The 13375-nt window shown below is 70.2% G+C and carries 11 protein-coding genes; 5 read left to right on the forward strand and 6 right to left on the reverse strand.

Going from position 1 to position 13375, the window contains the following annotated elements:
* Positions 1–37: 37 nt before the first annotated feature.
* Both OG928_RS31630 and OG928_RS31635 read right to left on the reverse strand, forming a co-directional pair.
* On the reverse strand, positions 38–883 hold the full coding sequence (locus OG928_RS31630) for an ABC transporter permease (protein ID WP_406290144.1): 846 nt from the start codon (positions 881–883) through the stop codon (positions 38–40).
* Positions 880–1797 (reverse strand): ABC transporter ATP-binding protein, encoded by a 918-nt coding sequence (locus tag OG928_RS31635; protein ID WP_406290146.1) that lies wholly within the window; start codon positions 1795–1797, stop codon positions 880–882. The genes OG928_RS31630 and OG928_RS31635 overlap by 4 nt, the downstream gene beginning before the upstream one ends.
* A gap of 350 nt (positions 1798–2147) precedes the next feature.
* On the opposite strand from OG928_RS31635, the gene OG928_RS31640 reads away from it, so the two are divergent.
* The 3 genes from OG928_RS31640 to OG928_RS31650 all read left to right on the forward strand — a co-directional run bounded on the left by OG928_RS31640 (position 2148) and on the right by OG928_RS31650 (position 7203).
* The gene (locus tag OG928_RS31640) at positions 2148–5513 is read left to right on the forward strand and encodes a DUF4132 domain-containing protein (RefSeq protein ID WP_406290148.1); all 3366 of its coding nucleotides are present in this window, start codon (positions 2148–2150) and stop codon (positions 5511–5513) included.
* Between the two features lie 134 nt (positions 5514–5647).
* Entirely contained in the window at positions 5648–6727 is a 1080-nt protein-coding gene (locus OG928_RS31645; protein WP_406290151.1) for a dihydrodipicolinate reductase, read from the forward strand.
* Positions 6724–7203 carry a carboxymuconolactone decarboxylase family protein gene (locus OG928_RS31650; protein WP_406290153.1) on the forward strand — a complete coding sequence of 160 codons (480 nt, stop codon included), beginning with the start codon at positions 6724–6726 and terminating at the stop codon, positions 7201–7203. The genes OG928_RS31645 and OG928_RS31650 overlap by 4 nt, the downstream gene beginning before the upstream one ends.
* Positions 7204–7321: 118 nt before the next feature.
* Here OG928_RS31650 and OG928_RS31655 read toward each other — a convergent pair whose 3' ends face one another.
* Complete coding sequence (locus OG928_RS31655) at positions 7322–7996, reverse strand: hypothetical protein (protein WP_406290155.1); 675 nt, start codon at positions 7994–7996, stop codon at positions 7322–7324.
* A 465-nt stretch (positions 7997–8461) separates the two neighbouring features.
* Here OG928_RS31655 and OG928_RS31660 point away from each other — a divergent pair, with 465 nt between their 5' ends.
* Positions 8462–9025 carry an XRE family transcriptional regulator gene (locus OG928_RS31660; protein WP_406290156.1) on the forward strand — a complete coding sequence of 188 codons (564 nt, stop codon included), beginning with the start codon at positions 8462–8464 and terminating at the stop codon, positions 9023–9025.
* A 390-nt stretch (positions 9026–9415) separates the two neighbouring features.
* Here OG928_RS31660 and OG928_RS31665 read toward each other — a convergent pair whose 3' ends face one another.
* The 3 genes from OG928_RS31665 to OG928_RS31675 all read right to left on the reverse strand — a co-directional run bounded on the left by OG928_RS31665 (position 9416) and on the right by OG928_RS31675 (position 12846).
* Positions 9416–10366: a LysR family transcriptional regulator gene (locus OG928_RS31665; RefSeq protein ID WP_406290158.1), complete on the reverse strand. Its 951-nt coding sequence runs from the start codon at positions 10364–10366 to the stop codon at positions 9416–9418.
* A gap of 22 nt (positions 10367–10388) precedes the next feature.
* On the reverse strand, positions 10389–11384 hold the full coding sequence (locus tag OG928_RS31670; RefSeq protein WP_406290160.1) for a hypothetical protein: 996 nt from the start codon (positions 11382–11384) through the stop codon (positions 10389–10391).
* Positions 11385–11889: 505 nt separating this feature from the next.
* On the reverse strand, positions 11890–12846 hold the full coding sequence (locus OG928_RS31675; protein ID WP_406290162.1) for a helix-turn-helix domain-containing protein: 957 nt from the start codon (positions 12844–12846) through the stop codon (positions 11890–11892).
* A 327-nt stretch (positions 12847–13173) separates the two neighbouring features.
* Between OG928_RS31675 and OG928_RS31680 the strand changes: the two genes are divergently transcribed.
* Positions 13174–13332 (forward strand): hypothetical protein, encoded by a 159-nt coding sequence (locus OG928_RS31680; protein ID WP_406290165.1) that lies wholly within the window; start codon positions 13174–13176, stop codon positions 13330–13332.
* Positions 13333–13375 lie beyond the last annotated feature (43 nt).

Here is a 13375-nt window from a genome sequence, read left to right on the forward strand (position 1 = left end):
ACCCTGTCCGGGGGACCCTGGCCCCCGGGGACGGGCCCTACCCGTCGCGACCGCGGAAGACCGCGAAGGCGAACGCGAGGATCACCGCGACGAACGCGCACAGCATCGCGTAACCGGCCCACGGACCGAGCAGGTCCGGATCGCGACGCACCGCCATGATCCGGCTGCCCGCGTTGGTGGGCCACCACTTCTGCACATTGGTCTCCCACGAGCCGGGCAGCGCGGTCACCAGGGTCGGCACCAGCAGGGTGACCGACACCAGCACGGCGAGCGCGCCGGCCGTGGCCCGCAGCAGGGTGCCGAGCGCGACCCCGAGCAGGCCGATCGCCGCGAGGTAGAGGCCGCAGCCGAAGACCGCGCGCAGCACGCCCGGATCGCGCAGGCTCACGTACGGGGCCTCCTGCCCCTTCAGCATCGGTTGGCCGACGAGGAAGGCCGCGAACCCGACGATCTGACCGACCGCGAGGGCAACTCCGGCGAACACCACGGCCTTCGCGCCGAGCAACCGGGAGCGGCGGGGCACGGACACCATGCTGGTCATGATCATTTTGGTGGCGTACTCGGAGGTGACCACGAGGACGCCGAGGACGCCCAGGGCCAACTGGGCGATGATGTAGCTCTTGGTGCTGGTGGCCGTCGGGTCGAAGTCGAGCCGGTCGGCCGCGCTCGCGTCCTTGAACTCCGCCGCGCCGGCCGCGCTGAACAGCAGCGCCAGGCCCACGCCGAGCGCGATCGTCACCAGCAGGGTGTAGGCGGTGGACCGCAGCGAGGCGATCTTCGACCACTCGGAGTACAGCACGTCCGTCAGCCGGTACGACCGCGGCGTCCCGGCGACCGGCTCGGCCGCCTCCGTGCGCTTTCGGGTCTCGGTCGCGGCGCTCATCGGACCGCTCCTTCCGTCACGTTGTACTCGACGCTGTCCCGGGTCAGCTCCATGAACGCCTCTTCGAGGGAGGTCCGTTGCGGCGTCAACTCGGCCAACTGCACCCCGTCGGCCGCGGCGCGCCGACCGATCTCCAGGCTGTCCATGTTCGACACCACGAGCGCGCCCGTGTCGTCGATCAGCACCTTCGCCCCGCTCGCGGTCAGCACCCGGGCGAAGTAGTCGGCGAACGGGGTGCGCACCAGCACGGTGCGCGTGGAGCTCTGCTCGATGAACTCCTCCAGGCCGGTGTCCGCCACCAGTCGGCCGCGACCGATCACGATCAAGTGGTCGGCGGTGAGCGCCATCTCGCTCATCAGGTGGCTCGACACCAGCACCGTGCGGCCCTCCTCGGCGAGCCGCTTCATCAGCTGCCTGATCCAGCGGATGCCCTCCGGGTCGAGCCCGTTCACGGGTTCGTCGAACATCAGGATCCCGGGGTCGCCGAGCAGCGCGGCGGCGATCCCGAGCCGCTGGCTCATGCCGAGCGAGAATTGCCCGACCCGCTTGCCCGCGACCTCCTCCAGGCCGACCCGCTCCAGCACCTCGCCCGCCCGCCGGGCCGGCAGGCCGTTGCTGCGCGCCAGGCAGACCAGGTGACTGCGCGCGGTCCGGCCGGGATGCGCCGCCTTCGCGTCCAGGAGCGCGCCCACCGCCCGCATCGGCCGCGGCAGGTCCACGTACCGTCGACCGCTCACGGTGGCGACCCCGGAGGTCGGGGCGTCCAGACCCAGGATCATCCGCATGGTCGTGGTCTTGCCCGCGCCGTTGGGGCCGAGGAATCCGGTCACCCGGCCCGGCTGCACGGTGAAGCTCAGGTCGTCGACGGCGACCTTCTCGTCGTACCGCTTGGTCAATCCCTTGACCTCGATCATCCGGCGGCCTCCCCGATCCGATCGCTCACCGTTGTCCGGCACGACCCGTGTGCACTCATGGACGCACCGTGTCAGGCCCGAGTGGCCTGTCGCTGTGAGCTTCCCGAGTGTTCGCTGAGTCCGACGGCTCGCGCGGAGCCCACCCGCGCCGAAGGCCGGGCGCCCGGCGCGGCGCGCTCAGGAAACACTCGGGAAGCTCTCGGGAACCTGCCGGCGGTCCACCGACTTCGCCGGCTCGAGCGCCGTACCGCACGACGCCCGCTCGTCGTTCGCGCCGCCGGAGCGTGGTGTGTCGGCCGGCGTCGTTACCGTTCGAGGCCCACCACGCGCACCACGTCGACAGGGACTCCATGCTCGCCACCCCGATCGAACTGCCCGACGAGGACACCTTCGTGCCGCCCGACGAGTGGCGGAAGAAGACGTATCCCCGGCGCGACCGCCCGTCGCACACGTCCCGCACACCGAGTCCGCCGCTGCCCGACGCGGTACAGCGGACGCGGACGTACGAGACCCGGTGCGGCGTCGAGATCGGGTGGGTGCTCGGCGATGCCCGCAGCGACGCGTTCCTGGTCCAAGCCCTCCGCGACCATCAGGGCGAGGCACCGAACCCGCTCGGCGCGGCCCTGCTCGCGAGCATCTGTCGGACCTCGGCGGACTATGCCGTCGTCGCCGACGCGTGGGTCGAGGAGCACGGCCTCGTCTTCGCCGCCGAGGCGTCGGTCGAGCTCTTCGGCTGCTACCGCCGTTGGGACGGGACGCACGCGAAGCCGACCTCCTCATGGCTCACCAGGACGGAGGCGCAGGCCGAGGGCGACTGGTCGCCCACGGGCGGCAGGCGTGACGCGCTCGACCGGATCCGCGCCCTGCTCGCCGTCACCGACGACGCCACCTACCGTCGGGCCGTCGACGCGCTGACGCTGCGCCGGGGCCGAACGGGGCCGCGGATCGCGGTCGGCTATCTCGTGCCGACCGAAACCCGATGGACGGACGAGTGCGTCGAACGCGATGCCGCCGCGGTGCGAGACGACGCCATGCTCGGCGATTTGATCATGTGCTCCGCGAGCGAGCCCGCCCACCTGGAATGGCTACGCGGACACCCGGTGTCCGGATGGCGCGTCTGGCGCACCGAGCTCATCGCCACCATGACCAGCGGAGCCGGAGCGGACCTGGCCTGGTTGTTCGACCAGGAACTGACTCGTGGCGCGTTTCACGACGCGCACACCGTCAAGCTCCTGACGGCCGCGCTCGGGGAACTGCCGAACGACGAGGCGTTCGCGGTCCTCCTCGCGCACGGCGACGACAAGTACGCCCAGCCACCGCTGTCGGCCGCCGCCCGCCGCCATCCCGTGCGCGCCCTGCGCCTGCTGGCCGCCGCGTCGACCGGCACCGGCAAGGCTGCCGCGACCGCACGTGAGCTGTTGACCACCCACATCACAAGCCGGCACGAACTCGCCGAGGCCGTACTGCCCGACCTCGCCCCGGAACTCGCCGCGGTGGTGCGGCCGTTGGTCGCCGCGACCCGCACGGTCGCCACCGCCCCACCCGAAGCCCTCCCGCCGGTCCTGGCCGCACCGCCATGGACCCGATCCCGAGTCCGCCCCAAGCCCGTCGTGGTTCCCGGTCTCGTTCCCGACGACATCCGGCGCGCGGTATGGCTGACCGGCGAACGCGAGCGCTGGGCGGCCACCCCGACGTGGTACGCGGGCGCCACACCCGCACCGATCGACGAGAGCGTCGCCAAGCTGCGGGCGGGCTCGTTGGAACCGAACATCGCACACATCCTCTTCCTGAACGGACCCACCGAGCGCTTGACGGACGTCATCCCACAGTGGCGCCCAAGGATGAGGCGGGTCGAGGCCGAGACCCTTCACCCGATCGTCTCCAAGTACGAAGCCGCCGCGGTGGACGCCGTCGTCCACGTGGTCCGCGACCACCCCAACGCCCTCGGATCGCTGGTTCCTCTGGCGAGCCTGGACTGCGCCCGGATCATGGCCGACGCCCTGACCCGACGGAAGTCCGGTCGCGACACGGCTCGTTCCTGGTTCACCCGGCACCACGCCGACGCCGCACGGATGTTGATCCCGGACGCGGTCGGCCCGGTGGGCCCGGCCCGGCAGGCCGCCGTGACCGCGCTGCTGTCCATCGCCTCGACCCAGGGCCCGGACGCGGTACGCACAGCCGCCGCCGGCCACGGTGCGGAAGCCGCCGCCGCAGTCGACGCACTCCTGACCGCCGACCCCCTCGAACTCGCCCTCCCCGCCCGGCTCCCGGCCGTCCCCAGCTGGCTGGAGCCCACCGCCCTGCCGCAACTCCGGCTTCGCGACCGGGGCGACGCGCTCGGCGCCGACGCGGTACGGCACGCCCTCACCATGCTGGCGATCTCCAAGCCCGGAGCCGTCTATGCCGGAGTCGACCGGCTCAAGGACGCGTGTACGCCGGAGAGCCTGGCCGAGTTCGTCTGGGCACTGTTCGCCATGTGGCGGCTGTCCGGCATGCCGAGCAAGGACAGTTGGGCGCTGTCCGCGCTCGCGTGGCTGGGCGATGACGAGACGGTGCGTCGGCTCGACCCGGTGATCCGGGCATGGCCGGGGGAGGGGGCGCACAAGCGGGCGGTGGACGGCCTGGACGTGCTCGCCGCGTTCGGTTCGGAGGTCGCGCTGATGCGTCTGCACGGGATCGCACAGCGGGTGAAGTTCAAGGCGCTGCGCACCCGCGCCCAGGACAAGATCGCCGAGGTCGCGGCCGAACTGCGGTTGACACCGGACCAGTTGGCCGACCGGCTCGTCCCGGAACTCGGTCTGGACGCGAACGGGACGACGGTGATCGACTACGGCTCACGCACGTTCACCATCGGCTTCGACGAACAGCTCAAGCCCTATGTCCTGGATGCGGACGGCAAGCGCCGCAAGGACCTCCCGGCACCGGGCGCCCGCGACGACGCCGAACTCGCCCCCGCCGAACGCAAACGCTACGCCGCCCTCAAGAAGGACATCCGCGCCGCGGCGGCCGACACCCTGCGCCGGCTGGAGTCCGCCATGGCCACCGGAAGGACGTGGACCTCGGCGGAGTTCCGCGACCTGTTCGTGGCGCACCCCCTCCTCGTACACGTGGTCCGCCGGTTGGTCTGGCTCGCCGAAACGGACGGCCACACAACCGCGTTCCGCGTCGCCGAGGACCGCACCTACGCCGACTCCGCCGACGACGAGTACAGGCTCCCGGACAACGCGACCGTGCGCCTCGCCCACCCACTCCACCTCGCCGACGACCTGGACACCTGGTCCGAACTGTTCGCCGACTACGAACTCCCGCAGCCCTTCCCCCAGCTCGGCCGCCCGGTGTTCACCCTGACCGAGAACGAGCGAACCGACCACCGCCTGCGCCGATTCGAGAACCTGACCGTCCCCACCGGCAAGGTTCTGGGCCTCCAACACCGCGGCTGGGAACGCGGCGTGCCACAGGACGCGGGCGTCGAACGCTGGATCTCGCGCCGACTCTCCGTCGACACCTACCTGGTGATCGCCCTGGAGTACGGCATCCCCGCCGGAATCGCCAACGAGTTCCCCAGCCAAACACTCCGCACGGTATGGCTCGCGAACCACCCCGGCGACTACATCCCCAGCGACGACCACCCGCTGCGCTTCGCCGACCTCCCCCCGGTCCTGGCCGGCGAGATCCTGGCCGACCTGGCCGACCTGGCCGAGGACCGCGCGAACTGACCGCGAGCAACGGCGAGACAGACTCGGGCAATCGACCCCATCGCCCGGGCAATCGACCTCATTGCCCGGGCAATCGGCCGTCTTTCGGTGCGTGGCCCTATGATCCGATCGGTCTCCTCGCTAATCTCCGGCGCATGATTTCCACGGTTGTCTGGGGCACCGGCAATGTCGGCCGCGCGGCCATCCGCGCCGTCGAGGCCCACCCGGCACTGAAACTCGCGGCTGTGATCGTCCACAATCCCGACAAGGTCGGCCGGGACGCGGGCGCCCTCGCCGGGCTCGACCACGATCTCGGGGTCGCGGCCACCGACGACATCGACGCGGTGTTCGCCGCCGGGCCGCAGGCCGTGGTGTACGCCGCCTCCGGCGACATCCGCCCCGACGACGCCCTCGCCGACATCGTCCGGGCGATCCGGGCCGGAGCCGTCGTGGTCACCCCCGCGCTGTACGCGCTCTACGACCAACGCAACGCCCCGGCGGAGTTCAGGGATCCGGTACTGGCCGCCGTCGCGGACGGCCGGGGCTCGCTGTTCGTCTCCGGTGTGGACCCGGGCTGGGGCAACGACGTACTGCCGCTGCTGATCAGCGGGCTCGGCACCACCGTGGACGCGATCCGCTGCCAGGAGATCTTCGACTACTCCACCTACGACCAGGAAGACTCCGTCCGGAACCTGGTCGGCATGGGCCAACCCATGGACTACGGGGCGCCGATGCTCTGGCCGGAGATGCCGACCATGGTCTGGGGCGGGCAGATCCGCATGATGGCCAGGGCGCTCGGCGTCGAACTCGACGAGATCCGCGAGACGATGGACCGCCGCCCGCTGGAAACCACGGTGAGCACCACAACCATGGGCGACTTCGAGGCGGGCACCCAGGGCGCGGTGCGGTTCGAGGTACAGGGCATCGTCGGCGGCGAACCCCGCATCGTGATCGAACACGTCACCCGCATCCATCCCTCCTGCGCCCCGGACTGGCCGACCCCGCCCAACGGTGACGGCGCGCACCGCGTGGTCATCGAGGGCCGCCCGCGGATCGAGGTCACCATCGAGGCCACCGACGAGGGCGAGAACCGCTCCGCGGGCGGAAACGCCACCGCGGTCGGCCGACTCGTCGGCGCGATCGACTGGCTCGTGGCCGCCGACCCCGGCCTCTACGACGCGCTCGACATCCCCCTTCGCCCCGCGTTCGGCAAGCTCGGAAGGAAGAATTCGTGATCATCGACGTCCCCGAGGACAAGGACCCGATCGCCTACGTGTGGGGCGAGATGGTCCCCGAGATCGGCATCGCCGCCTCGACGTTCTCCATGAAGGTCTACGACCACTCGACCCTGGGACTACGCGAGTTCGAGGCCGCGCGCCTGCGGATCGCCCAGATCAACGGCTGCGTCTTCTGCCTCGACTGGCGCACCGAGCGCGACGGCGTGAAGGTCGAGCAGGGCTTCGACGAGGCCGTGACCGAATGGCGCACCACCGAAGCCTTCGACGACCGCACCCGCCTGGCCGCCGAATACGCCGAGCGCTACGCCGTCGACCACCACAACCTGGACGACGAGTTCTGGACCCGCATGACCGCCCACTACACCCAGCCCGAGATCGTGGAACTGAGCATGGCCATCGGCTCCTGGCTGGCCTTCGGCCGCCTCAACCACGTCCTCGGCCTCGACTCGGTCTGCGTACTCACCGAACACTGAGCCGTCCGAGAGCAATCCCGACGCCGGGCACCCGGCCGTCCGGTCGCGGAATCGACCCGACGGCCGGGCCGGCCGTCGGTGTCGGCCCGGCCCGCGCGCTCGGTCGCCACGGGCGCGGTCAGCGGCCGATGTCGGCGCCCCTCAGCCACTGCTCGGTCTCGTGGGCGACGTACGACCAGGCGTCGAACGGCGGTCCGTGCTCATCGCCTTGCGGACAGGACCACTTCAGGGCGCCACCCGCGACATGGCCGCGCGCGGTCCAGGCACCCACCTCGTCCGGGTGATCGGGCAGCGCGCCGTTGGGCTGGGTTCGGTCGCCCAGCAGGACGTACCGCGCCCCGTGCTCGACGCGCAGCAGGTTGCCCACACCGTCGACGTTCTCGCGGAATTCGACCACGAAGCCGAGGTCGCGCAGCCGGACGATGTTCGAGGCGTAGGGCGCGGGCTCCAGCGTGATGGTCCACATCCCGGCTTCGCCGCCCGACTCCGGTTCCGTGCGTATCGAGAGGCGGACCAGAACGTCCGGAGCGGTCATGGTGATGCTGCGGATGGCCAGATACGTGAACTTCCAACCGCGGGACGCCAGAGCGGTGAGCACTGCCTCTGCGCGGTTGCCGCGGTTGTCTTCTCGGCCGGTCGACACGAGGGTGATCCCGCCATCCGCCCACCGGGTCGGAGACCACTCCCTCGGCGCCACGGTGGCGAGCAGTTCGACAAGACCGGCCTCGGCGTCCGCCAAGCGAGTCGCGATCGGAGACGCGAGGTTCGTGTCCTGGGAGGTGTCCTCGGTCATGGTCGGGAACTCCTTCGACAGTGGGTCGGCCACGTCACCCGTGCGCCGGTCGGGCAGAGCACGAGATCGTGCCCACCTCGAATCCCTGGATCCGGCAACCGCCGCACTCGCGGCGAGGAGTCCGGACATCCCCTCGATCGGCGTCACCTGCGACACCACCGGGGCCGTCGTTCACCGAGGGTGCGGACAACACCATTCGGCACCCCCTGCGCGGCCAAGCCTAGGATTCCCTTCGCGTGGCGGCTATCCGCAAAACGCGGCTCGGAACGGGCGGGCCGGAACACGCAAGGCGCCCTCGATGTCGTACCGGCATCCAGGTCGGGTTGCACTTGCAAACAATGAATCGTTCGGCGAAGCGCTTCGCGCTCGTGCCCGGGAGACGGCGCCCCAACCGCTCGGGAGGTACCGCATCACCGAGGGCCGATTGCAATGGCAAAGTTCTTGTTCGCAGTAGAGAATACGCGAGTGAGCGAGCATAAGGATGTGCAAAACGTCGTCGATCGCAACCGGTTACGACAAATGGAGTGGTACGGGGAGCTGTTGTACGACAGGTTCCGCCGTCTGTTGCTGCGCATTCCCGCGTCGCAGCTCGAACTGGCCACGATCCTGGGGCTGTCGGCGCCGATGTTGTCCCAACTGATGTCCGGACAGCGGGCCAAGATCGGCAACCCCGCCGTGGTCTCGCGGCTGCACGCGGTGGAATCCCTGGTCGCGGCACCCGACTTCGATCGACTGACGGCGGCCGATCGACGGGCCGCGCTGGACCGGATCTGCGTGCACCAGCCCAGTAGCCGCAACGCCCTGCGGCCGACCGGGCCCGAAGTGCTCGCGGCCGGCGGGTACGATCCGGCGGCGGCCGTGCACGCCGTGCTGCGCGCGGTGGCCTCCGCTGCCGAGATCGAGGGAGCCGCCGCCCTGATCGCCGCGCAACACCCGGGCCTGGCACAGGTGTTGCGGGTCTACGGCAACGGACGCACGGCGGACGCCCGAGACCACTTCAACGCGGCCCTGCCGCCGCCCGGACGGTGAGGCGCGGCGGCGGGGGCACGGCCCGGAGTCGCCCACGCGTTCGACTCCGGAGCAAAGACGACTCGGGCGTACGCACTGTGTGCGTACGCCCGAGTCGTCTTTGCCGAGTACCCGCCCGCCATGGGGGTGTCGGGTGGGTACTCGGCTCACACCGGTGCACGAGGTTCGAGGCGCGGAGATCCGAGGTTCATCCTCCCCGCGCCTTTGAGGGGAAGAGGCCCGTCCGCCACTCGTGCGCCGGGGCTCAGATTTCCCGGATCGGTCGGGAATCACCGGGATCGAGCGATGCGCCACGATCCGGATCGGACTCGGCTCGTCGGCCGCTCCAGCCTGCCGCAGCGCAACCGGCCGGCCAAGGCCGTACAGGCAGCGAGAATGTGGAGGTCAGGGTCAGCTCACCTGACGCTGGATCTCGAGGGCCGGCTCGACCCGCACGAACTCACCGGCACAGCCCTTGGCGGCCAGTGTGAACGCCTGTAGCGCGTAGTTCAGCAGCGGGTTGCTGTTCGCCGTGCGGTACAGGGCGGACACCCGTCGGTGCGAGGGCGTATGCGCCAGCGGAAGGGAGTGCATCCCCGGGCGCGGTTCGTACGCCAGGCCCGGGACGAGGGCCACCCCCGCCCCCGCCGCCACCAACCCCTGGATCACGTCGTAGTCATTGCTGCGGAAGGCGACCTTGGGCGCGAACCGGTGTGCGGCACACACCCGGGACAGACTGGTGGAGCCGGGGGTCCCGGGCGGGCTCGCGATCCAGCGCTCCTCCGCGAGGTCCTCCAGACGCACCCGGCCGTCATGCCACGCGGGATGTCCCTCGGGCAGCAGCAGGGCCAGCGTTTCGTCGACGAGCAGGCGGGAGCTCAGTTCCATCGGCCACACCCGCGGGACCAGGTCGTAGGCGAAGACCAGCGCGACGTCCGACTCGCCCTCCTGTAATCGGGTCACCAGTTCATCCGGCTCGGCCTCGTCGAGCAGGATCTCGGCCCGGGGGCGGGAGCGGGTCAGGTCCGCGATCGCCCGCGGGAGCAGGCGTTCGCTCGCGGTCGGGAAGGTGCCCAGCCGCAGCCTGCCGCTGCGCCCCCGCACGACATCGCGGATGTCGCGCTCCAGGGTGTCCAGGACGGCGATCGCCTCCCGGGCCCGGTCGACGATCGGCACCGCCATCTCGGTCGGCCGGATGCCGTGCGCCTCGCGCTCGAACAGCTGGGCCCCGATCGCGCGTTCGAGAGCGGCGATCTGTTGGGACACGGCCGACGCGGTATAGCCGCAGTTGCGGGCGGCCCGGGCGAAGGAACCCTCGCGGGTGACCTCGACCAGGGTGCGCAGATGCAAGGGGTTGAGCATCAACAGTCCTCGGCGGTCGGTATCAGGCGGACGAGTCGATGAACAGGGGCATCTGGCAGAAGCCCTCGATGTCCTTCTGGAGTTCGCGTACGCGCGCTTCGCGGGCCCGGAACGGTCGTCGTAGCCGCTGGTGTACGAGCATCATCGAGGACCGCAGGCCGTCGACGCGCCACGCCGGGTCGAGTCGCAGCACCGGACGCAGTGCCTCGGCGGTCGCCTCGATCTCGTCCAGGTTCGCGTAGGCCAGCGCGGCCGCCACCCGGGCGGACATCTCGTCGTGTACCGAGCGGTTCGGCGAACCACCCGACTCGAACGCGCCGATCGCCGATTCGGCGTATTCGATCGTGCTCCGCTCGGAGCCGGTGATGAACGCGCGGGCCTGCGCCTCGTAGGCGTCCTGTCGGGCCTGGCCGAAGTGCAACAGCCCGCCGATACGGTCCAGGTCGTCCAGCCGGGACAGTGCGCGGACGTGCCGGCCCGCACTCAGGGCCGCCGACGCGGCCAGCGCGTCGCCCAGGACCGCCTGCGTCAACGCCGTCAGGGAGTGCAACCAAATGGTCGCGGTGCCGATCTCGTCGTCCTGCACCGAGAGCCCCGACTGGGCGTAGTGCAGGGACTCGTGCACCCATCCCGCCCGGTAGGCGATGAGCGATTGCACGCCGCGCAGCCACACTTCGGCGCCCGGGTGTCGGGCGTCCACGATCGCGCTGATCAGGCCGGCCTGGGCCACGGCCAAGGCTGTGCGCGTGTCGCCGAGATCGTGGCGGGCCCAGGCGTACAGCCCGCACGCGAGGGCCGCGGTGAGCTGGTCGCCGCGCTCGCCGTCGAGATGATCGCGGTCCTGGGACCAGTACAGGGCCGAGCGGCGGACGGCGGCCAACTCGTCGTGGATCTCCGGCAGGGGCGTGTTCGGATAGCCGGCGGCCAAGCGGTGGGTGGCCGCCCGGGTCGCCGCGGGGGACAGCCGGGCCAAGGGCTCGGGATCGATCAGTGCGTCAACGCCGTGTGGCAGCTTCATGGGGCTCTCTCCGCCGATGCGAGATCGTGGCGTGCTGCCGGGCAGCCTCCCCGTTGCGGCCGGGCCGGGCAAAGGTCGTCACGGTTACTCGAGTTCGGTATATCCGGAGGTAACCACGTGCCGGCCCGCGGAGCCGTCCCGAGCGAAAGGCAAAATATCCTGTTGGCGATTGTCCTCGGATCAAATAGTTCGACGGTCGCTTTCGTGTCCGGGGGGGGTGCCGAGAACGCCCGATCTCCAGGCGCCGTTTCGGACGCCCTGGAATGCGGGCTCGTCCGCTTCGGGTATCACGATTCACTGCGAGTAAACAATGGGCCGATCATGGTGACCGAGCGGCTGCGCACGGTAATTCCGCTGCCCTGTGGATGTCGATTCGGTAAACGACTTCGAACGGGAGGTCGTAATCGGCGATGTCGGCGGGCCGATATCTTGATATCGAGGGGCTTTCGGGGGACGACCGCCGACCGACGGTGCCCGCGCATACTCGGCGAACACCTCGGCGCCCTCACGCGCCGCCCCGGCCGGCGTCCCACCGCAGCGTCAGGAACTGATTGCCGTGCAGATCCTCCCGGTGCAGCGTCAGGCGCAGCCGATCCTCGTCCAACTGCCAACGGGTGTGCTGCGCGACCGAGTTCTCGGAACCGTCCGGGTGCTGCTCGACAGCGGTGCAGCCGTGGAATTCGGTGGCACCGTGCTGTGTGACGGTCAGTGAGAACCGTCGCGTGTGCCGGGCGATGGCCTGGAGCCAGTACATCGGCCCCACGAACATCCCTCCTTCGCACACATACTCGATGATCGCCGTCTTGCCCGGCGGCACGGGCGGTGAGATCTGGCAGACGAATTTGGCCAAACCCGATGTCTCGTACAGTCGTTGGATGGCGACCTGGTGATCGCAGGCGTCGGTGGGCGTGATCGTCAGGCGTCCTCGGGAGTGCTCGAACCAGATCTCGCGTACCATCCGGGTCAGCGGCCGATTCGTGAGGTTGAGCACGACCTGCCGGTACGTCAGTCGCGCGTTGCCCTTCGGGTCGATGTCGAGGTGGACGTCCAGGGACAACTGCACGGCGTCGCCGAAGTGGTGCTCGGGCCGGCCGCCCTCCGCCGGCCCCGGGAAGCCGGCGTCCGATCGGGTCCGGGCGCGCGCCGGCCGGTCGCCGGCGATGTCCTCGTCCCCCTCCCAGGGCTGCGGAGCCAGGCCGAGCATCTCGCCCGGGATGCGCAATCCGTGGGACACCCGTTCCACGACGTGCTGCTGGCGTACACGGGCTCGTCCCTTGACGTAATCCCCCACCCTGCTGGGGGTCATCTCACACAGGCGGGCCAATTTACTGAGGGTAAATCCCGGGTCGTTCCTGGCCAGTCGAAATATTGCGCCCAAATCTCGTTCCGCGCACGCGTCGATCATCTCCGGCGTCGCCAGCAAATCTGTGGACACGGGTCTGCGGTCATCGGTCATCGACATGGCGACAGTCCTCCATGAGGCCGGCCCGCGCGGGATGTCGGACGGCGGAATTGTCGAGGAATTTACCAGGGTTGGATAACCTTCACGACCTTATGGAGTCACAGTTGTCGGTGGAACTCCACAAACGGTGTCCGAAAACCGCGAACGCTGCGATCGGCCGTGGCCCCGCCGCATCCGGCGGCCTCCGGGTGGGACACGAACCATGGGAGGGGGCTCGGTAACGCGGTTCCCGGGTCCGATCGCGCGAGTCCCGTTCGTAACCTTCGCCGTCTCGGTCAGGCTTCCTAGCGTGGGATCGCCTCATCCGATCGACCACAGGAGGACCCCGTGAACCCCGTGAACCCGACCGTCGCCACCGACGCACAGGCCACACCCGCCGCGTTCGACCGCTCGAGCGAGTCGCCGCTGGCCGTGGCGCTGCGCCGGCTCGCGGCCGAGCCCGAGACGGGCGCCCGGATCGGCTTCAACAGCTTCGTCGGCGAGTAGCGGCCACCCTCGATCGACCGGCACGCGGCGCTGCGCGGTCGAC

Origin of the sequence: Embleya sp. NBC_00896, from assembly GCF_045207785.1 — a bacterium.
In the GTDB taxonomy this organism is placed as follows: Bacteria; Actinomycetota; Actinomycetes; order Streptomycetales; family Streptomycetaceae; genus Embleya.